This is a genomic window from Shinella sp. HZN7 (assembly GCF_001652565.1).
In the GTDB taxonomy this organism is placed as follows: domain Bacteria; phylum Pseudomonadota; class Alphaproteobacteria; order Rhizobiales; family Rhizobiaceae; genus Shinella; species Shinella granuli.
The window spans coordinates 179,318-197,592 of sequence record NZ_CP015739.1; the positions used below are offsets into that span (position 1 = coordinate 179,318).

Below are 18,275 nucleotides of genomic sequence, written 5' to 3' on the forward strand. Positions count from 1 at the left end.
ATGCGCACTCCCCGTGCCGCATATCCCGTGACATGGCGTGTCATGGATATGCTCGAACGCCTTGCGGCCGCCGTCTGGCCATCGAGTTTCCAGCGGGGCCTGCCCTACCTCATGCTGCTGCCGGCCATCGTGCTGGTGGGGCTTTTGGTGCTCGGCCTCGTGCAGATCGGCGATACGAGCCTGAGGGTGCTCGACACCAGCACGTTCCTGATGTCGGAGGACTACACGCTCGCCAATTACCAGCGTGTGCTGACGGAGAATTTCTTCGCGACGGTCGCCGGCCGCAGCCTGATGGGCTCGCTGATCGTCACCGCGATCACGCTGCTCTTCGCCTTCCCCTATGCCTATCTGATGGTGCGAACGCCCTCTTCGGCGCTGCGCAAGTTCCTGCTGGTCGCCCTGTTCCTGCCGTTCTTCATCGGCCAGGTCGTGCGTGCCTATGGCTGGCTCATCATCCTCGGCAACCAGGGCATGGTCAACGAGGCGCTGGGGCTTGTCGGCGTGCCGCCCATGCGGCTGCTCTACAACTATCCGGCCGTGCTGTTCGGCCTCGTGCAATACATGCTGCCCTTCGCGGTGCTGATGCTGGCCCCGGCGCTGACGGCGATCCCGAACGAACTGGAGGCCGCGGCCGCCTCGCTCGGTGCCGGCTGGGTGCGCACCTTCCGCCATGTCGTGCTGCCTTTGTCCCGCCCGGGGCTGGTCGGCGCCGGCCTCGTGGTCGTCACGCTGTCGCTGACGGATTTCGCCATCCCGGCCATCCTCGGCGGCGGCACCCAGGATTTCATCGCCAACGCGATCTACGACCAGTTCTTCCGCACCTCCGACCAGGGCCTCGGCGCGACGCTGTCGCTGATGCTCGTCGCCGTCGGCTCCATCCTCGTCGGCGTGGTCTTCATGCTCTTCGGCGCGGGCACGCTTGCCATGGGGGAGACGCGCAAATGACCGGCAGCCGCAGCAAATCCGTCGTCCTGTGGACCTTCGTCATCGCCGCGCTCCTCATGCTGTCCGCGCCCACCGTCGTGGTGCTCGGCGCATCCTTCACCGCCGGCAACATCATCACCTTCCCGCCGGACGGGCTGTCGCTGAAATGGTACGGCGCGATCGCGCAGGCGAGCGATCTTAGGCAGGCTTTCGTGCGCTCGCTGATCGTCGCCACGATCTGCACGGTCGTCGCCATTCCCGTCGGCACGCTCGCCGGCATCGCGCTGGCCAAGTACCGCGTGCGCTTCGCCCGCTCCATCCAGATCTACCTGCTGCTGCCCTTCACCATTCCCCTGATCGGCTCCGGCATCGGCCTGATGCTGGTGTTCGGCAATGCGGGCGTGCTCGGCAAGCTCTGGCCCGTCGGCATCGCCTGCTGCGTCATCAACCTGCCCTTCATGATCTGGGCCGTGACCGCAAGCGCCAGCAACCTGTCGCCCGATCTGGAATTGGCTGCGGCCAATTGCGGCGCGCCGCCCCTGCAGCGCTTCCTCTACATCACGCTTCCGGCGGTGCTGCCCGGCGTCATCACCGGCTCGCTCCTGATGTTCATCCTCGCGCTCAACGAGTTCCTGGTCAGCCTTCTGCTCGTCGACGCCCGGAGTGTCACGCTGCCGGTGCAGATCTACAATTCCATCCGGTCGATCATCACGCCGGACCTTGCCGCCATCTCGGTGGTCTTCATCGCCTGCGCCGCCTTCGTGATCGCTCTGCTCGATCGTCTGGTCGGCCTCGACATCTTCCTCAAATCGAAATGACCCTTGAAGGGCCAGACATCAAGGACAAGACGATGACATCAGTGTCTTTCTACGAGTATTCCAAGCTCAACGCCGAGGAGAAGGCGGCCCTCCTGCGCCGGTCGGAGACCGATATTTCGGGTTTCATCGAGAAGGTCGCGCCGATCCTGGAAGCCGTGCGCACCGAGGGCGACAAAGCGCTGGCGCGTTTCGGCCGCGAACTCGACAAGGCCGCCGTGACCGAGGCCAACCTCAAGGTCACCGAGGCGGAATTCGACGCGGCCTTCAAGCTGGTCGATGCGAGCGTCGTCGAATCGATCCAGTTCGGCATCGACAATATCCGCACCTTCCATGAGGAGCAGAAGCCGGAAGCCATGTGGCTGAAGGAGATCCGGCCCGGCGCCTTTGCCGGCGACCGCTTCACGCCCATCCAGTCCGTGGCGCTCTACGTGCCGCGCGGCAAGGGCTCGTTCCCATCGGTGACGATGATGACCTCGGTTCCCGCGGTCGTTGCGGGCGTGCCGAACCTTGCCATCGTCACGCCGCCGGCGCCGGATGGTTCCGTCGATGCCGCGACGCTGGTCGCCGCGCGCCTCGCCGGCGTGGAGACCGTCTACAAGGTCGGCGGCGCCCAGGCGGTGGCGGCGGTCGCCTATGGCACCGAGACCGTCAAGCCGGCGCTGAAGATCGTCGGGCCGGGCAGCCCGTGGGTGGTCGCCGCCAAGCGTTCGCTGTCCGGCGTCATCGACACCGGCCTTCCGGCCGGCCCCTCCGAGGTGATGATCCTTGCCGACGAAACGGTGCATGGAGGCCTCGCCGCGCTCGACCTCCTGATCGAGGCCGAACATGGCCCGGATTCGTCGGCCTATCTGGTCACCCACAGCCGCCGCGTCGCGGAAGAAGCGCTTGCCGCCCTGCCGGACCACTGGTCGCGCATGTCGGAGCAGCGCGTCGCCTTCTCCAAGGCCGTGCTGACCGGCAGGACGGGCGGCATCGTGCTGACGAGTTCGATCGACGAAAGCTATGCCTTCGTCAACGCCTATGCGCCGGAGCATCTCGAACTTCTCTCGGAAGACCCCTTCATCCATCTCGGCCATATCACCGAGGCCTCGGAGATCCTGATGGGCACGCATACCCCGGTCAGCATCGCCAATTTCTCGCTCGGGCCGAACGCGGTCCTGCCGACAAGCCGCTGGGCCTGCACCTTCGGCCCGCTCTCCGTCACCGATTTCGTCAAGCGCAGCTCGATCGGCTACGTCACCGCGCCGGCCTATCCCGAATTCGCCCGGCATTCGCACAATCTGGCGGTCTACGAGGGCTTCTCCTCCCATGCGCTGGCTGTGTCGCCGCTGCGCGACGCCTACCTGAAGAAGGGCGGCTGAGAAGGATGAAGGCAGTGCGGCTTCACGATGCGAAAGACCTGCGGGTGGAGGAGGTGGCTTGGCCGGCCCCGCCGCCGCCGGGCTTCGTAAACCTCGCGGTCCGGGCCGCCGGCATCTGCGGCTCCGACCTCCACAACTACCACACCGGCCAGTGGATCAGCCGCCGTCCCTCGACGGCGGGGCACGAATTCTGCGGCTGCGTGACGGCGGTTGGGGAGGGCGTCGACCATGTCGCACCCGGAGATGTCGTCTCGGCGGATTCCCGCATGTGGTGCGGCGAATGCCCGGCCTGCCGCAGCGGCCGCGCCAATGTCTGCGAGGCTCTCGGCTTCGTCGGCGAGGTCTGCGACGGCGGTTTTGCCGAGGCGGTGCAACTGCCCGCGCGGCTGGTGCTGCGCCACGATCCGACGCTTTCGCCGCATGTCGCCGCGATGGCCGAACCGCTGGCGGTGGCACTGCATGCCGTGCGCCGGCTGGCCGCCCCGGCGGGCGAGCCGGTGCTCGTCGTCGGCTGCGGCACGATCGGCGGGCTGAGCACGCTGCTTCTCTCGCACCTCCATGACGGCCCCCTTCTGCTCATTGACCTCAACCCTGAAAAGGCGGCGCTGGTGAAGGCGGTGACGGGCGGAACGGTCGTCGCCCTGGAGAGGAAAGCCATCGACGCGGTGCTTTCTGACGCGCGCCTGCGCTATGCGCTCGATGCGACCGGCAGCATCCGGGCCATTGCGGGGACGCTGGACCTCCTCTCGGGCGGTGGCGCGCTTGCCCTCGTCGGCATCGGCCACGGCAAGCTCGACCTCGACCCCAATATCCTCGTCGAGCGGGAAATCGCGCTGGTCGGCTGCCATGCCTTTGCGGACGAACTGGCCGATGCGGTCGGCCTGCTTCCCGAACTCGCCCCCGCGCTTGAGCAACTGATCGAGGTCCTGCCGGGACTCGACGCGGTGCCGGCTGCCTATGAGCGGCTTTCGCGGGGTGAAAGCCGGGCACTGAAGACGATCGTCGCGGTGGCGGACTAGCCGCTGCGTCATTCCGGATGCCGGCCCTGCCTGCCGGTGGAGACAGTGAACCATGAACACGCTTTCGGATTCCGCATCGCCGCTCTACGAGAAGGTCAAGGATTTCGTCCTCGGCAATATCGGCAGCGGCAAATGGAGCCGCAACAGCCGGCTTCCCTCGGAGAACGAACTCGTCTCCGCGCTCGGCGTCTCGCGCATGACCGTACACCGGGCGTTGCGGGAGCTGACCTCGGAGGGGCACCTGCGCCGCATCCAGGGCGTCGGCACCTTCGTCGCGCCGCCGAAGCCGCAATCGACGCTGATCGAGATCAGCAACATCATCACCGAGATCAAGGCGCGTGGCAGCCGTCACCGGGCCGAGGTGGTCGTGCTCGAACGCATCAGGCGACCGGAGCCGGAGCTTCTGCTCGCCTTCGAGTTCGAAGCCGTCAGGCCCGTCGATCACTCGGTGGTGATCCACTTCGAGAACGACCTGCCCGTCCAGCTCGAGGAACGCTTTGTCAATCCGGACCTCGTCTCCGGCTATGTCGAGCAGGATTTCAGCATTACTGCGACCTACGACTACCTGCAGACCGCAACGCCGCTGACCGAGGTCGAACACCTCATCAGCGCCCTGCCGGCCGGCGAGGGCAATGCGCGCCTCCTGCAGATTCGCCTCGGCGACTGCTGCCTCGTCCTGCACCGCAAGACCTGGACGGGGCCGGTCGTCGCTACGGTCAACACCCTGACCTATGTCGGCAGCCGTTATTCGCTTGGTAGCCGATACCTGCACGGCAGCAAATAATCCCCTTTCATCCGGAAAGAATGCCATGAACCAGCCCACCAGCCGCACGGCGGAAATCAGGAAACTCGCCAAGACAGGAAGCGGGGAGGCGGAGCGGATGCTGGCCGATCTTCTGCGCGACCTCTTCACGATCGAGGTGCGGAACGTGGCGATCAACCACGACCAGTACAGCCTCAATTCGCTGAACGGTTTCTTCGAGACTGACGACGGCGCCTTCTTCTTCAAGTTCCACCAGGAAGAAGGCGAGGAGGCAATGAGCGGCGAATATTACCGCGCCGACATCCTGGCGAAGGCCGGCCTGCCGGTGGACCAGCCGCTGCTGATGTCGGTGTTGCCGGGCGAGCAGATCCTCGTCTATCGCCGCCGTACCGACCCACGCTTCTCCGACGTGCTGCGGGCCTTGGACATGACGGACGATGCCGGAGCGCGAGCCAGGGCCGTCGAAGCCGAGCGCGCGCTGAGCGAGGCCGTGCTGAAGGTCTATCTCGACACGCTGCATCCGGTGAGCGCCGCCGAGGTCGCGGCCGAGCCGATCCACCGCTTGTTCTACGAACGCCTGATCGATCCGCCGGCTGGCGCCTATCCGGGCGGGCGGCTTTCGCGCTTCTATGTCGGCGAGGACTTCGCCTTTCCCGGCCTCACGCTCGGCTGGGACCGGCTTTCGCGCTGCCGCTTCGTCGTCAACGGCGTCGAATACGCGGATGGTATCGGCGCGCTTTTCGATGCCGCGCACGAACGGCTTGCCCCGGCGCGCCTTGCGGATGCCGGCGGCGTCGTCGCCCATGGCGATGCCCACAACGCCAATGTCTGGTACGAGGAGCGCGAGGGTTCCGCACGCCTTGCCTTCTTCGACCCGGCCTTTGCCGGCGAGAACATCCCGACGCTTCTCGCCGAAGTGAAGACGACCTTCCACAACATCCTCGCCCATCCCTTCTGGCTGTACGATCCTGCCATGGCGGCCGAGCGGTACAAGGCCAGCGCGCGTCTCGAGGGGGACCGGCTGCACGTCACCATGGATTTCGAACCGAGCCCGGTCCGGCGAGCGCTGCTGGAGGTGAAGGCCGAGGCCCTGTGGCGTCCGCTGCTGGCGACCCTGAAGGCGCGCGGCATGCTGCCCGCCGACTGGCGGCGGGTCGTCAGGCTCGGCCTCTTCCTCTGCCCGACGCTTGTCATGAACCTGCGTGCCGGAGCGACGAGCCACAATCCCGTCTCCTCGCTCATCGGCCTGTCCATCGCGGTGATGGCCGGCAGCGAGCCGGTGGCGGGGGAGGATGCGGTCACCCGCTTTCTCGACGCGATCGACCCCGGCAGGGGCTGACATGGCCCCGGTCAATATCCACGATTTTCGCGACCTCGCCCGCCGGCGCCTGCCGAAGATCTTCTTCGATTATATCGACGGCGGATCGTTCGAGGAGGAGACCATGCGGGCGAACCGGTCGGATTTCGCCCGGTTCGGCCTGCGCCAGACCGTGTTGTCGGAAGTCCGTCAGCAGGATCTTTCGACCGTCTATCTCGGACGTCGCCATCCCCTGCCGTTCATGCTGGGGCCGGTCGGGTTCCTCGGGCTCTATTCCGGCCGCGGCGAGGAGAAGGCGGCGCGTGCCGCCCATGCCGCCGGCATCCTCTTCTGCCTGTCGACCTTCTCGATCGCCTCGCTGGCCGATCTTTGCGCGGTGACGGGCGGGCCGCTGCATTTCCAGCTCTATGTGCTGGAGGATCGCTCGCTCTCGGAGGCGTTCCTTGCGGCGGCCGAACAGGCCGGTGTCGATACCCTGTTCGTCACGGTCGATACGGCCATTACCGGCATTCGCGAACGGGATGTACGCAACGGTTTCCGCTCCTTGACGCGGGTGACGCCGGGGCTTCTGGCGCGGCTCGCGCTGAAGCCGCGCTGGCTCGCCGACGTCGCGATGCGCGGCATGCCTTCGGTGCGGGCGATCGAGCACCGGCCGGATTTCGGCCGCGGCGCCCTGGAACAGGCGGCCAACCTGTCACGCCGCATTGACAAGACGCTGTCCTGGAAGGACATCGCCTGGCTGCGTGAGCGCTGGGCCGGAAAACTTATCGTCAAGGGCGTTCTTGCGCCGGAGGATGCCGTGGCTGCTCGGAACCTTGGCTGCGACGGCGTCGTGATCTCCAATCACGGCGGCCGCCAGCTCGACGGCGCGTCGAGCACCATCGGCGCGCTTCCGGCGATCCGGGCCGCCGTCGGCCCGGATTTCTGCCTCATGCTGGACGGCGGCATCCGCCGCGGCACGGATATCCTCAAGGCGGTCGGCCTCGGCGCCGATGGCGTGATGCTCGGCCGGGCCTATGCCTACGGCCTTGCGGCGGCAGGCGAGGCCGGCGTCGCCGAGGTGATCGCGATCCTGACACGGGAAGTCTCGATCAGCCTCGCCCTGATGGGCATCGCCTCGATCGACGAACTCAAGGCTGCGGGCAGCGCTGCCGTGCAGCACAAGGGCGGCGGGGCCTGATCTGCGTTCCTTGGAGGCAAGCTTGTGAGGCGCAGGCCGGGACCGTCCTCATGCCGGAATGCGTTCCGCCATCGCCGCGTCACTTTGCGGAGAAGAGGCCCCTGAGCGCGGCAAGGTCGGTGCGCAGGCGCCGGTCGATGTCCTCGTCGTCACTGTTGTCATCGGCGATGAACTGGAAGAACCGGATGTTCTGCAGCGAGAACAGGCAGTCGGCCAGCGCCTCGCTGTCGACGCTCTCCAGTATCAGGCCGCGCTTCTGGAACGTGACGATCATCGCGCGCATCAGCTCGATGAGAACGCGGTCGAGTTCGAGATAGGTCCGCCCGAAATCGCTGCTGCCCTCCTGGATGCTGGCCGAGAGCACCTCGCGCCAGGTCGACTTCTCCAGATAGCGCATGGCGTGGCGGCGCAGGATCTGGCCGAAGGTGGCGACGGCGTCGATGATATCCGTCGGTTCACGCGCAATCATCGCTTTCAGCTGGCGGATCAGCAACTGGTCGCTTTCGCTGACGAGAGCGAGGAGAAGCCCGGCCTTCGTGTCGAAGTAGTTGTAGACGGTGACGGCGGAGACGTCGGCATCCCTGGCGATCATTTCGATCGTGGTCGGGGCGTAGCCATCCGTCTGGAAGCGCGCCTTTGCGACTTCCAGGATGCGCTCGCGGCGGCTTGCCTTCTGCCGTTCTCTCAGTCCCATCAAGGCCATATCACCCGCCTGCCTTTCCCCTTGGCTTTTGCCTGCGATTTCCTTGATGCGCAACCAAAATTGATATTGCCAAGAATTTCAGTGGCACAAAGTTTCAATGTTCTGTGTTGCGCCCGCCCGGTCGGCTCAGCCGGTCTCCGTCGCCCCACCCGGCAGTCCCGCGCCAAAGCTGCGAAGCGCCCAGCGCCTGCCGTCGCTGGTCAGCGACAGCATTGCGAGCGGCTCGACGTCGATACGCCAGAGCGAGGTCAGGGGCGCGCCGACCACATGCAGGAAGAGCAGTTTCAGGACGATGGCATGCGTGACGGCCAGCGTGTGCCCGCCTTTTGCGTGACGCTGTTCGAGCCAGGCCGCCGCCCGGGCCTGCACCGCTTCGAAAGTTTCGCCGCCGTGCGGGGCGCAGGACGGATCCGACATCCAGCGCTGCAGGTCCTCCGGCGACTGTTCCGCCACATCCGCGACCGTCCGGCCGTTCCATCGTCCGTAGTCGGCATCCCGCAGCGCCGGGCATGATGCCGCGTCGGGGGCGAAGGCGGCGGCGGTTTCTGCCGCGGAACGCTCGGGCGCATGGAGCACCGGGTCGAACCGGCCGAGGCCTCGTGCCCGTTCGCGCAATCGCACCCGTTCCCTGGGCAGCAGGGGGACGTCGGAGGAAAATCGCGTCTGCTGATTGGCCGCGGTCGCGCCGCGGCACAGGATTGTCAGGCGTGTGGCCCTGCCTGCGGCCGGTTTGGGCTCTTTTGCTTGCGTGCTCACCTTCTGTCCATGCTCCGCGCCGTCAAAGGAAAAGGGTCGGCCGCGCCGGGCGCCGCCGACAGGTAGCCCTATCTTCCCGGGAAGCCAGGAAAATTCCCGGGCGGTCCCGTCCCAAGAATGGTTTTGCGGCATGCCCGGGCGTCGGCATCATGCCGTCGGTGGATGCAGCCGCGTATCGAGGGCAAAATTTTCCTGGAATTTCAGGGTGTAGGCGCCCGGCGCGGCGCCTGCGAGAAAGATCAGGTTCCAACTGTGCGGCGAGACCGCGCTGGGAATGGCAACGAAACGGTGCTGTCGCAAGAGCTCGTCGCCGAAGGCCTGCTGGCCCGCGCCGGGAATGCCCGGGCGCAGCCAGTTGGGATTGGGCACCGTTTGCGGATCGACGATGTGGATATCTGCGGTATCGGCGATGACGGCGGCCGTCATGCGATGCGCCACCGTGTCGAGCGCCCGAAACCCCTTGTGGACCGCGACTTCGAGAATGGCCGTCGCGGGATCGAGCGAGCAGTAGACCGCGCGCGTGCCCCTGCTGTTCCAGCGGCCGCCGACGCGATAGGCCCCTTCGCCGCTATCCCATGTCGCGGCATGGATGGCCTGGTCGAGCCGCCAGGCGACCAGCTCGCTGCCGCCGAGCGCAATCGGCAGAAAGGTCATGCGTAGACGCCGTATTCCAGACGGTCGAGGTGATCCTCGACCAGTTCCACGCCGGCAGGCGTGCCGAGAAGGTCGATGGGGCGGCGCTGGTCGAGCCCGACGGCCGGCCGCTCCAGCCATTGCTCGGCCTCCGCCTGCGATCCGAAGATGTCCGTCGCCTTTGCCAGGATCTCGGCGAATTTCCATGTCCGGCCGCTCTGTTCCAGGCTGAGCGGCTTGGAGGGCGTCTCCTTCCGCCGCTGCCAGGTGCGCAGGCTCATGCCCACGGCCTTTTCGAGCGACTCGTTCTTGCCGATGAAGACGAGATTGCCGACAAGGTGATCCAGCGCCGAGGCGGGCAGGCCGTGCAGCAGCAGTTCATGGGCGTCGAGCGCATTGGTCAGGCGGCGCGACAGGATGCGCGCGCCGCCGAGCAGGGCTTCGATTTTCTGCAGTTCCCCGCCGGCTGCTGCCTGGGATGCCTTTGCTGCGACGGCCATGGTTCTTCTCCGCGTCATCTGTCGCTTGATATATGCCACCTGTCGCATGCGATTTCAAGCTCCGGAGTCATGTCGGAAGATTTCGCCAACCAGGATGACGGCCTGGTTCATGGGTCGATTTCCTTCAGCAGGGTTCCCGGATTGGTGAAGCGCTTGCTGACGAGGCCGGCCTTGCCGGTGGATTTCCTGCTGCAGGCAATTCCGCTCATCCGGCCGGGCGGTTAAGGTGCCGCTGCCATTGCCAGGGGACTGCACATGCGGAGAGCGGCCGAATGACCACAATCACCGTGGACGATGTACTCGACCGGGCCGGTGCCGGAGCCTATCAGCGGCGGCTTCTGGCGATCTTCGGGCTGGTCTGGACTGCCGACGCGATGCAGGTGCTCGCTGTCGGCTTCACGGCCGCCTCGATTGCCGCCACGTTCGATCTCACCGTCCCGCAAGCCCTGCAGACCGGCACGCTCTTCTTCCTGGGCATGCTCCTCGGCGCCGCCGGTTTCGGCAGGCTGGCGGATCGCATCGGCCGGCGACGGGTCCTGATCGTCACGGTTGCCTGCGACGCCCTCTTCGGCACGCTTTCCGTCTTCGCGCCCGATTTCACCATCCTGCTCGTGCTGCGCTTCCTCACCGGGGTGGCTGTGGGCGGCACGCTGCCGGTCGATTATGCGATGATGGCGGAGTTCCTGCCGGCGCGAAACCGTGGCCGCTGGCTGGTCATGCTCGAGGGGTTCTGGGCCGTCGGCACGCTCATCGTCGCGCTCGTCGCCTGGGCGGTCAGCCTTGCGGGCATGGCCGACGGCTGGCGCTACATCTTCGCGGCAACGGCAATTCCGGCGCTGATGGGCATCGGCCTGCGCTTCCTGGTGCCGGAATCCCCCCTTTACCTCTTGCGCCTCGGGAGGATGCAGGAGGCGAAGGCCGTTCTCGACAGGATCCTCGTTGCCAATGGCAAGGCGCCGCTGGCGGCGGATGCGCCCCTGGTCTCGCCGCCCAGCGTCGGGCAGCCCGGCATTTTCGGCGCGGATTTGCGCCAGCGCAGCCTGATGATCCTGACGATCTGGTTCCTGGTCTCCGTCTCCTATTACGGCGTCTTCACCTGGCTGCCGCCGAAGCTTGCGGGCGAGGGCTTCGGCTTTGTCCGGGGCTACGGCTTCCTCGTCTTCCTCGCGCTGGCCCAGATACCCGGTTATGCGCTGGCCGCCTACGGGGTCGAGACATGGGGGCGCCGGCCGACGCTGACGGGCTTCTGCCTGCTCTCGGCGCTGGGATGCCTGCTGTTCGTCGTCGCCGGCACGGGCACGCTGATCGGCGCCTCCCTGCTGATCATGAGCTTCGCCCTGCTCGGCACCTGGGGTGCGCTCTATGCCTTCACCCCGGAACTCTACCCGACGGCCTCGCGGGCGACGGGCATGGGCACGGCGGGCGCCGTGGCCCGGCTCGGCGGCCTGCTGGCGCCGTCCCTCACGGGGCTTGTCGTGGAGCAGAGCTTCGGCCTTGCCATCGGCATCTTCGCCGGCCTTCTGGTCGCCGCCGCCGTCGCGGCCTTCCTGATCGATGCGGAGACGCGGCAGGCATCGCTGGCCTGAGAAGGCCGGCTTCCACCGGCGTCGCGGCGCGGCGGGCGGCGGCGTCCGGCCCCCTGCGCGGTTTCGCGCCGCTGCAAACCCTTGTCTTTCCGGCGTGCATCATGTCATTAGGGCGTCTTCCTGCGGAGACGGGTACATGATCAAGAACACAATGGCCGGACGACCATGGAAGAGCCTGGTGCTTGTTGCATCCCTTTTCATGGGGGGCGCCGCACATGCAACGCCCGTGCTCGTCGTGGATGCCGACAGTCATCAGGTGCTGCATGAGGAGGACGCCGGGGTGCCGTGGTATCCCGCCTCGACGACCAAGCTCATGTCGGCGCTCGTCGTGTTCGAAGCCATCCGGGCCGGCGAGGTGAATCTCACGACGCCGGTCGTCATGTCCCGCAACGCGACGAAACAGGCCTTTCTGGAATCCGGCCTGGTTCTCGGGCGGACGATGACGCTTGAAGATGCGCTCTTCGCCATGATCACCGCATCGGCGAACGATGTCGCCGTGGCCCTTGCGGAAACCGTTGCCTCCGACGAGGCCTCCTTCGTCCGGCGCATGAACGAGACGGCGGCCCGCATCGGGCTTACCGGCACGCATTTTTCCAATCCGAACGGCCTGTTCGACCGAAAGAACTATACGACCGCCCGCGATCTTGCGCTGCTGGGCATGGAAGTGGACCGGCTGTTCCCGGAATATCGCCGCTTCTTCCTCGCCTCGGCCGTCACGATCGACGGCAAGGAGATCAAGTCCAACAACCTGCTGCTGACCCGTTTCAACGGCACGGTCGGAATGAAGACCGGCTTCCTTTGCGCCTCCGGACGGAATCTCGTCGGGCTGGCCACGCGCAACGGACGGCGCATAATGGTGGTCATTCTCGGCGCGACGACCGAACGGGAGCGCAACGAGCGATCGGCGCAATACCTGACGCAGGCTTTCGACGGCCGCCTGTCTTCCGATGCCGGGCTCCTGGAAAACCTGCAGAACCGGACCGATGTCGCGCCGGAGGATATGCGCATCCGCCTCTGCACCGACAAGAGCGCGGCCTATGAGGCGAGCCGCGACGCGCTTTACCCGATGGGCCTGCCGGGTCACGAGACCTATCTGCAGGACCAGATACCGGGACAGGTCCACGCGATCAGCACCTGGGCCACCGATGCCGCAGATGACGTCCCGGTCCCCACGCGCCGTCCGTCCTGAACGGCGCGATCGGCAAGGGCCTCAGGCGTAGCGGGCGACGGCGAGGTCGGTGGCGTCGATCTCCGGCTTCCGGCCGGAAACGAGGTCGGCGATGACGCGGGCCGAGCCGGAGCTCATCGTCCAGCCGAGCGTGCCGTGGCCGGTGTTGAGGAAGAGGCCGGCGACCTTGGTCGGGCCGATGACGGGCGTGCCGTCCGGCGTCATCGGGCGAAGACCGGACCAGAAGCTCGCCTTCGACACGTCGCCGCCGGGGAAGAGGTCGGTGACGGAGTGCTGCAGCGTCAGGCGGCGGGGCTCGCCGAGATCGTTGGTGTAGCCGGAGATCTCGGCCATGCCGCCGACGCGGATGCGGTCGCCGAGCCGGGTGATGGCGATCTTGAAGGTCTCGTCCATCACGGTCGATTCCGGCGCGCGTGCGGGATCGGTGATCGGGATCGTCAGCGAATAGCCCTTGACCGGATAGACCGGCAGGCGGATGCCGTGCGGGCGAACGAGGAGCGGCGAGAAGCTGCCGAGCGCGACGACCACGGCATCGGCCGCAAGCACTCCATGGGCGGTGACGACGCCGCGGACACGGCCGCCGTCCACGTCGAGCCCCCGGATGATGCTGCCATAGTTGAAGGTGACGCCGAGCGCCTCGGCCTTCGCCGCCAGCGCATTGGCGAACTTGAAGCAGTCGCCGGTCTCGTCCTTCGGCGTCAGAAGGCCGCCGACGATCTTCTCGCGCACATGTTTCAACGCGGGTTCGACGCGGATGCAACCCTCGGGGTCGAGCACTTCATAGGGAATGCCGTCGGCGGCGAGCGCCTTGACGTCCTTGGCCGAGGCGTCGAGCTGGGCCTCGGTGCGGAAGAGCTGTAGCGTGCCCTGCATGCGCTCGTCATAGGTTATGCCGGTTTCCGCGCGCAGCGCGGCGAGCGAGATGCGGCTGTAGTCGGCAAGGCGCAGCATGCGGCTCTTGTTGAGGGCATAGCGGGCCGAGGTGCAGTTGCGCAGCATCTGCGTCATCCAGGAGAGCATGGCCATGTCGACCTTGGGGCGCAGGATGAGCGGCGCATGCTGCATGAACAGCCACTTCATTGCCTTCATCGGAATGCCGGGCGCGGCCCAGGGCGAGCAATAGCCGAAGGAGACCTCGCCGGCATTGGCAAAGCTCGTCTCCAGCGCCGGGCCGGGCTGGCGGTCGACGACCGTGACCTCGTGGCCGGCGCGGGCAAGCTGGTAGGCCGAAGTGACGCCGACGATGCCGGCGCCGAGAACGATGACTTTCATGATGTCCTCATTGGGGAAGAGAATGGCTCAGCGGTACTGCCGCCGGTAGCGTTGGCCGAGGCCGGTCAGGATTTCGTAGGGAATAGTGCCGGCATCGCGCGCCACGTCCTCCAGGCTCTGATGCGGGCCGAGGATCTCGACGCGGCTGCCCAGGGCAAGGCGGCCCTCCGGCAGGACGGAGATGTCGATCGTGATGCTGTCCATCGAAACGCGCCCGACGATGGGCAGGCGCACGCCGTCGCAATAGGCGGCGCCCCGGCCCGAGAGGCTGCGGGGCAGGCCGTCGGCATAGCCCGCGGCGATGGTGGCAAGGCGCGCCGGGCCGGCCGTGACGTGGCTGGCGCCGTAGCCGACGCGCGTGCCGGTGGGCACGCTGCGGGTCTGCACCACGGCGACGTCGAGGCTGACGACCGGCTCCATCGGGTTCGCCCGGCCGGCGGTCGGCGCGCCGCCATAGAGCGCGATGCCGGGGCGGGCGAGCACGCCGTGATAGGCCTTGCCGAGAAAGATGCCGCCCGAATTGGCAAAGCAGACGTCGAAGCCGGGAAATTCCGCCGCAACGCGCTCCATCTCGGCGCGCTGGTCTTCGTTCTGTTCGCTCTGCGCATCGTCGGCGGAGGCGAGGTGGCTCATCAGGAACAGGACGTCGATGCCGCCGGCGCTGACGAGGCCGGCAAGCGCCGCGCCCTCCTCCGGCGGCACGCCGAGGCGCGACATGCCGGTGTCGAACTGCAGCGCCGCCGGCAGCGTGCGGCCGAGGGCCTTCGCCATGCCGCTCCACGCGTGCCACTGTTCCAGCGAATTGACGACCGGCACGATGTTTTCGCGGGCGCAGGCGCTTTCGTTGCCGGGCTGCAGGCCGTTCAGCACGAAGACCGCGGCGTCGGCCGCCAGAAGGGGGCGCAGGCGAAGCGCCTCGACGAACTGCGCGACGAAGAAGTGGCGGCAGCCATGGGCGTAGAGTTTTTCGGCCACCCGGCCGGCGCCGAGCCCGTAGGCATCGGCCTTGACGACGGCCGCAGCGCGCGCCGGGGCGACCTCGGCGGCAAGCTTTTCATAGTTGCGGGCGAGCGCACCGAGATCGATGCCGAGATAACCCGATGCACCGTCGATCACGCTTGCTACGCCAGTACTGGCCCGTTGTATGCCGCCGTCCATCCCAAGCCCCCTCAATTGCGCGAAGCCTAGTGAAACGATCGTGAAATTGCCGAGGAAACAGCGATTGATTGTTGCGTGAAAGCATGATTTTTGAACGAAACAACGACGATTTGGAATGATCTGCCATGGCCGCCCTCGACGCGATCGACCGTAACATCCTCCGGCTCCTGCGGCTCGATGCGCGCATGAGCAATGCCAGCCTTGCGGCCGATGTCGGCCTCTCCCCGTCCGCCTGCCTTCGCCGGATCAAGCTGATGGAGCAGGCGGGCGTCATTCGCGGCTACACGGCGCTGGTGGACACGTCGAATGTCGAGGCGAGTATCGCCGTCATCATCAACATCACGCTGGAGCGGCAGACGGAGGACCATCTCGACCGCTTCGAGGCGGCGGTGCGCAAGCATCCGGAAATCCGCGAATGTTTCCTGATGACGGGCGGCTCGGATTACCTGCTGCGCGTCGAGGTGGCCAATGCGGGCGAGTTCGAGCGCATCCACAAGGAAATCCTCTCGGCCATGCCGGGCGTCTCGCGCATCCATTCGAGCTTTGCGATCCGCAACGTGCTGGCGACGCGGCCGCGGGGGCGGCGATAGGCGGCACCCCGGCCGTCAGGTCCGGCCGCCGTAGTATTTCTCCGCGATGCCGCGGGCGGCGGCGGCGGCTTTCCGGCCGATCTCGTGCATGCGGGCCATGTCGGCGCGCGCGGTCGGCGCCGCCACCGCCAGCGCGCCCATCGGCCGCCCGCCGGGCGTGAGGATCGGCGCTGCGGCACTGATGACGCCGATCTCGAAGCCCTGCTGGCTGATCGAATAGCCCCGCTCCACCGTTTCGCGCAGGAGCGTGCGCACGGCGTCCGCATCCGTGGCCGTATGGGCGGAAAAGCGCTCCAGCGGCCGCGCCAGCGCCCGGTCGATCTCGCCGGGGGGAAGGAAGGCGAGATAGGCGAGCCCCGATGCGGTGGCGTGGAAGGGCAGCACGGCCCCGGGATCGACGATCACGCGGTGCGCCTGCGCGGAATCCTCCACATGGATGGTGGAGAGCCGCCCGCCGGAAAATTCCGACAGGTGCACCGTCTCGCCGGCCTCTTCCGCCAGCGCCTTGACGAAGGGGGCGGCCACGGCGACGAAGGGGAAACGCGCCTGGCGCAGGCGGGCCAGCCGGACGGGTGCCGCGCCGAGGCGGTAGCGGCGCGTCTCCTCGTCCTGTTCCACGAAGCCGTGTCTTTCCAGCTCCACCAGGAAGCGCCGCGCCGTCGCCTTGTCGAGCGCGGAAAGCCGCGCGAGGTCGCTGAGGCCGATATCCTTGTCGAGTTCGGAAATCAGGTCGAGGAGGGAAAGGGCCTTTCCGATGGTGCTCATGCTGCGCTCCGCGGTGTTGTGTCTGTCGTCCCGCAAGGAGCCATTTTCCGCTGCCTGCCATTCCTGTTCCGCACGCTCGACCGGCCGAGATACTTAACATGAGAAATAACTTGACGGCGGAACTGGCTTTTGCAAATCTATAATTAAAATAACGGTTCAAATAATGAACCACAAGGAAAATGTTTCGTGGGAACCGCCGTCGCCTCGGCACGGCATCGGACAAGCGGCCGCCGGACGCGTGGGGGCGGCCGCCAGGATGGGAGCAAGATCATGACAGAACACAGCGTGCCGCCCGGCGGCGCGAACCAGTTGCGCAAGAACAGCCTCGGTGTCGGGGCGGTCACATTCCTCGTTGTCTCGGCGGCCGCGCCGCTGACGGCGGTTGCCGGCGGCGTGCCGCTGTCGATGATGCTGGGCAACGGCCCGGGCATTCCGCTGACCTTCGCCTTCGTGACGACGGTGCTGCTGCTCTTCGCTATCGGCTATGTCGCCATGGCCCGGCATATCAGCAATGCCGGCGCCTTCTATGCCTATACGGCGCAGGGCCTCGGCGGCCTTGCCGGCGGCGCCGCGGCGCTCGTCGCCATCCTCGCCTACAATGCCATGCAGATCGGCGTCTTCGGCCTGTTCGGCGCCGCCACGGCCGGCTTCCTCGCCGGCTACGGCCTCGACCTGCCCTGGTGGGTCTGGACCTATATCGGCATCGCGCTCGTCTCGGTCTTCGGCTATCGGCGGGTGGATTTTTCCGCCCGCGTGCTCGCCGTGCTCGTCGTGCTGGAATATCTCGTCGTGCTGGTCATCGACGCCGCCATTCTCATGAAGGGCGGCGACAGCGGCCTTTCCGCCGCGCCCTTCACGCCCTCGGCCTTCTTCTCGGGCACGCCGGCCATCGGCATCCTGTTCTGCTTTGCCGCCTTCATCGGCTTCGAGGCGACGACCATCTACAGCGAGGAAGCCCGCGAGCCGGAGAAGACCGTGCCGCGCGCCACCTACATCTCCGTGCTGATCATCGGCCTCTTCTACATGCTGACCTCCTGGCTGATGGTCAACGGCGCGGGCGTCGACAAGCTGGTGCCGGAAATCCAGGGCCTCGCCGACCCGACCACCTTCCTCTTCGGCCTGGCGGACCGCTATGTCGGCGGCGGCATCACCACCATCATGAGCATCCTCTTCATCACCAGCCTCTTTGCCGGCGTCGTCGCCTTCCACAACGGCGTCGCCCGCTATCTCTACGTCGCCGGCCGCGAGGGCCTGCTGCCCAGGGCGCTCGGCGTCACCCATCCGGTGTTCCAGAGCCCGCATGCCGGCTCGGTCGTGCAGACGGTGATCGCCGCCCTCGTCGTCGCGCTCTTCGCCTTCACGGGGCAGGATCCGGTGCTGGCGCTGTTCTCCTGGCTCACCAATGTCGGCACGCTGGCGATCATCCTTCTGATGGCGCTGACCGCCTTCTCCATCGTCGCCTTCTTCGGCCGCAATCCGGGCCTCGAAGGCAACCGCGTCGTCACGACGGTGCTGCCGGTTCTGACGGGCCTTATCCTCCTGGCGCTGGTCTTCTACATTGCCACGAATTTCGGCGCGCTGGCCGGGGCGGAGGGGGCGCTTGCCGTGTTCCTGCCGGGCCTCGTGCTGATCGCCGCGATCATCGGCCTCCTGTGCGCCCTGCGCCTGAAGGCGGGCGATGCCAGTGCCTTTGCCCGGCTCGGCGTCCGCCGGGAAGTGTGAGAATCCGGGTGGCGCTCC

The 18,275-nt window shown here is 66.8% G+C and carries 19 protein-coding genes; 12 read left to right on the forward strand and 7 right to left on the reverse strand.

Features of this window, described 5'->3' with window-relative positions; all coding sequences use genetic code 11:
* Genes shn_RS28035 through shn_RS28065 form a run of 7 tightly spaced genes read left to right on the forward strand, consistent with a single transcriptional unit; the run spans window position 1 to window position 7,383 of the window.
* Window positions 1–945: an ABC transporter permease gene (locus shn_RS28035; protein WP_064333825.1), complete on the forward strand. Its 945-nt coding sequence runs from the start codon at window positions 1–3 to the stop codon at window positions 943–945.
* Window positions 942–1,742, forward strand: a complete 801-nt coding sequence (locus shn_RS28040) for an ABC transporter permease (RefSeq protein WP_064333826.1) — start codon at window positions 942–944, stop codon at window positions 1,740–1,742. The genes shn_RS28035 and shn_RS28040 overlap by 4 nt, the downstream gene beginning before the upstream one ends.
* A gap of 32 nt (window positions 1,743–1,774) precedes the next feature.
* Complete coding sequence (gene hisD / locus shn_RS28045) at window positions 1,775–3,103, forward strand: histidinol dehydrogenase (RefSeq protein WP_064334035.1); 1,329 nt, start codon at window positions 1,775–1,777, stop codon at window positions 3,101–3,103.
* 5 nt (window positions 3,104–3,108) lie between these two features.
* Window positions 3,109–4,122, forward strand: a complete 1,014-nt coding sequence (locus shn_RS28050; RefSeq protein ID WP_064333827.1) for a zinc-binding dehydrogenase — start codon at window positions 3,109–3,111, stop codon at window positions 4,120–4,122.
* A 52-nt stretch (window positions 4,123–4,174) separates the two neighbouring features.
* A complete protein-coding gene (hutC, locus tag shn_RS28055) occupies window positions 4,175–4,906 on the forward strand; it encodes a histidine utilization repressor (protein ID WP_064333828.1) in 732 nt (243 codons plus the stop codon).
* 25 nt (window positions 4,907–4,931) lie between these two features.
* The gene (locus shn_RS28060; RefSeq protein ID WP_064333829.1) at window positions 4,932–6,224 is read left to right on the forward strand and encodes a hypothetical protein; all 1,293 of its coding nucleotides are present in this window, start codon (window positions 4,932–4,934) and stop codon (window positions 6,222–6,224) included.
* 1 nt (window position 6,225) lies between these two features.
* A complete protein-coding gene (locus tag shn_RS28065) occupies window positions 6,226–7,383 on the forward strand; it encodes an alpha-hydroxy acid oxidase (protein WP_064333830.1) in 1,158 nt (385 codons plus the stop codon).
* Between the two features lie 79 nt (window positions 7,384–7,462).
* On the opposite strand, the gene shn_RS28070 is transcribed toward shn_RS28065, so the two are convergent.
* The 4 genes from shn_RS28070 to shn_RS28085 all read right to left on the reverse strand — a co-directional run bounded on the left by shn_RS28070 (window position 7,463) and on the right by shn_RS28085 (window position 9,975).
* Complete coding sequence (locus shn_RS28070) at window positions 7,463–8,077, reverse strand: TetR/AcrR family transcriptional regulator (protein WP_245337510.1); 615 nt, start codon at window positions 8,075–8,077, stop codon at window positions 7,463–7,465.
* Window positions 8,078–8,212: 135 nt separating this feature from the next.
* Window positions 8,213–8,974, reverse strand: a complete 762-nt coding sequence (locus shn_RS28075) for a histidine phosphatase family protein (protein WP_084438606.1) — start codon at window positions 8,972–8,974, stop codon at window positions 8,213–8,215.
* A gap of 15 nt (window positions 8,975–8,989) precedes the next feature.
* Window positions 8,990–9,496 (reverse strand): RES family NAD+ phosphorylase, encoded by a 507-nt coding sequence (locus tag shn_RS28080; protein ID WP_064333833.1) that lies wholly within the window; start codon window positions 9,494–9,496, stop codon window positions 8,990–8,992.
* Entirely contained in the window at window positions 9,493–9,975 is a 483-nt protein-coding gene (locus shn_RS28085; protein ID WP_064333834.1) for an antitoxin Xre/MbcA/ParS toxin-binding domain-containing protein, read from the reverse strand. The genes shn_RS28080 and shn_RS28085 overlap by 4 nt, the downstream gene beginning before the upstream one ends.
* 69 nt (window positions 9,976–10,044) lie before the next feature.
* Between shn_RS28085 and shn_RS36605 the strand changes: the two genes are divergently transcribed.
* The 3 genes from shn_RS36605 to shn_RS28095 all read left to right on the forward strand — a co-directional run bounded on the left by shn_RS36605 (window position 10,045) and on the right by shn_RS28095 (window position 12,750).
* Window positions 10,045–10,200 carry a hypothetical protein gene (locus shn_RS36605; RefSeq protein WP_168168986.1) on the forward strand — a complete coding sequence of 52 codons (156 nt, stop codon included), beginning with the start codon at window positions 10,045–10,047 and terminating at the stop codon, window positions 10,198–10,200.
* Window positions 10,201–10,247: 47 nt separating this feature from the next.
* Window positions 10,248–11,561, forward strand: a complete 1,314-nt coding sequence (locus shn_RS28090) for an MFS transporter (RefSeq protein ID WP_064333835.1) — start codon at window positions 10,248–10,250, stop codon at window positions 11,559–11,561.
* Between the two features lie 136 nt (window positions 11,562–11,697).
* Window positions 11,698–12,750 (forward strand): D-alanyl-D-alanine carboxypeptidase family protein, encoded by a 1,053-nt coding sequence (locus tag shn_RS28095; protein ID WP_245337507.1) that lies wholly within the window; start codon window positions 11,698–11,700, stop codon window positions 12,748–12,750.
* A 21-nt stretch (window positions 12,751–12,771) separates the two neighbouring features.
* Here the strand turns inward: shn_RS28095 and shn_RS28100 are convergent, their stop codons facing one another.
* Window positions 12,772–14,022 carry a D-amino acid dehydrogenase gene (locus shn_RS28100; protein ID WP_064333836.1) on the reverse strand — a complete coding sequence of 417 codons (1,251 nt, stop codon included), beginning with the start codon at window positions 14,020–14,022 and terminating at the stop codon, window positions 12,772–12,774.
* A gap of 27 nt (window positions 14,023–14,049) precedes the next feature.
* Window positions 14,050–15,180 carry an alanine racemase gene (alr, locus tag shn_RS28105; protein WP_064333837.1) on the reverse strand — a complete coding sequence of 377 codons (1,131 nt, stop codon included), beginning with the start codon at window positions 15,178–15,180 and terminating at the stop codon, window positions 14,050–14,052.
* 125 nt (window positions 15,181–15,305) lie between these two features.
* Between alr and shn_RS28110 the strand changes: the two genes are divergently transcribed.
* The gene (locus shn_RS28110; RefSeq protein WP_064333838.1) at window positions 15,306–15,770 is read left to right on the forward strand and encodes an Lrp/AsnC family transcriptional regulator; all 465 of its coding nucleotides are present in this window, start codon (window positions 15,306–15,308) and stop codon (window positions 15,768–15,770) included.
* A 15-nt stretch (window positions 15,771–15,785) separates the two neighbouring features.
* On the opposite strand, the gene shn_RS28115 is transcribed toward shn_RS28110, so the two are convergent.
* Window positions 15,786–16,535, reverse strand: a complete 750-nt coding sequence (locus shn_RS28115) for an IclR family transcriptional regulator (protein WP_064334037.1) — start codon at window positions 16,533–16,535, stop codon at window positions 15,786–15,788.
* A 270-nt stretch (window positions 16,536–16,805) separates the two neighbouring features.
* Between shn_RS28115 and shn_RS28120 the strand changes: the two genes are divergently transcribed.
* Window positions 16,806–18,257 carry an APC family permease gene (locus tag shn_RS28120; protein ID WP_064334038.1) on the forward strand — a complete coding sequence of 484 codons (1,452 nt, stop codon included), beginning with the start codon at window positions 16,806–16,808 and terminating at the stop codon, window positions 18,255–18,257.
* The last annotated feature ends 18 nt before the right edge of the window (window positions 18,258–18,275 follow it).

Bases quoted from the DNA above. Each gene is read 5' to 3' on its own strand.
- shn_RS28065 (WP_064333830.1), top strand. From the start codon at position 6,226: ATGGCCCCGGTCAATATCCACGATTTTCGCGACCTCGCCCGCCGGCGC.
- shn_RS36605 (WP_168168986.1), top strand. From the start codon at position 10,045: ATGTCGGAAGATTTCGCCAACCAGGATGACGGCCTGGTTCATGGGTCG.
- alr (WP_064333837.1), bottom strand. From the start codon at position 15,180: ATGGACGGCGGCATACAACGGGCCAGTACTGGCGTAGCAAGCGTGATC.
- shn_RS28095 (WP_245337507.1), top strand. From the start codon at position 11,698: ATGATCAAGAACACAATGGCCGGACGACCATGGAAGAGCCTGGTGCTT.
- shn_RS28085 (WP_064333834.1), bottom strand. From the start codon at position 9,975: ATGGCCGTCGCAGCAAAGGCATCCCAGGCAGCAGCCGGCGGGGAACTG.
- shn_RS28115 (WP_064334037.1), bottom strand. From the start codon at position 16,535: ATGAGCACCATCGGAAAGGCCCTTTCCCTCCTCGACCTGATTTCCGAA.
- shn_RS28100 (WP_064333836.1), bottom strand. From the start codon at position 14,022: ATGAAAGTCATCGTTCTCGGCGCCGGCATCGTCGGCGTCACTTCGGCC.
- shn_RS28050 (WP_064333827.1), top strand. From the start codon at position 3,109: ATGAAGGCAGTGCGGCTTCACGATGCGAAAGACCTGCGGGTGGAGGAG.
- shn_RS28120 (WP_064334038.1), top strand. From the start codon at position 16,806: ATGACAGAACACAGCGTGCCGCCCGGCGGCGCGAACCAGTTGCGCAAG.
- shn_RS28060 (WP_064333829.1), top strand. From the start codon at position 4,932: ATGAACCAGCCCACCAGCCGCACGGCGGAAATCAGGAAACTCGCCAAG.
- shn_RS28070 (WP_245337510.1), bottom strand. From the start codon at position 8,077: ATGGGACTGAGAGAACGGCAGAAGGCAAGCCGCCGCGAGCGCATCCTG.
- shn_RS28090 (WP_064333835.1), top strand. From the start codon at position 10,248: ATGACCACAATCACCGTGGACGATGTACTCGACCGGGCCGGTGCCGGA.
- shn_RS28075 (WP_084438606.1), bottom strand. From the start codon at position 8,974: ATGCCGCAAAACCATTCTTGGGACGGGACCGCCCGGGAATTTTCCTGG.
- shn_RS28110 (WP_064333838.1), top strand. From the start codon at position 15,306: ATGGCCGCCCTCGACGCGATCGACCGTAACATCCTCCGGCTCCTGCGG.
- hisD (WP_064334035.1), top strand. From the start codon at position 1,775: ATGACATCAGTGTCTTTCTACGAGTATTCCAAGCTCAACGCCGAGGAG.
- hutC (WP_064333828.1), top strand. From the start codon at position 4,175: ATGAACACGCTTTCGGATTCCGCATCGCCGCTCTACGAGAAGGTCAAG.
- shn_RS28080 (WP_064333833.1), bottom strand. From the start codon at position 9,496: ATGACCTTTCTGCCGATTGCGCTCGGCGGCAGCGAGCTGGTCGCCTGG.
- shn_RS28035 (WP_064333825.1), top strand. From the start codon at position 1: ATGCGCACTCCCCGTGCCGCATATCCCGTGACATGGCGTGTCATGGAT.
- shn_RS28040 (WP_064333826.1), top strand. From the start codon at position 942: ATGACCGGCAGCCGCAGCAAATCCGTCGTCCTGTGGACCTTCGTCATC.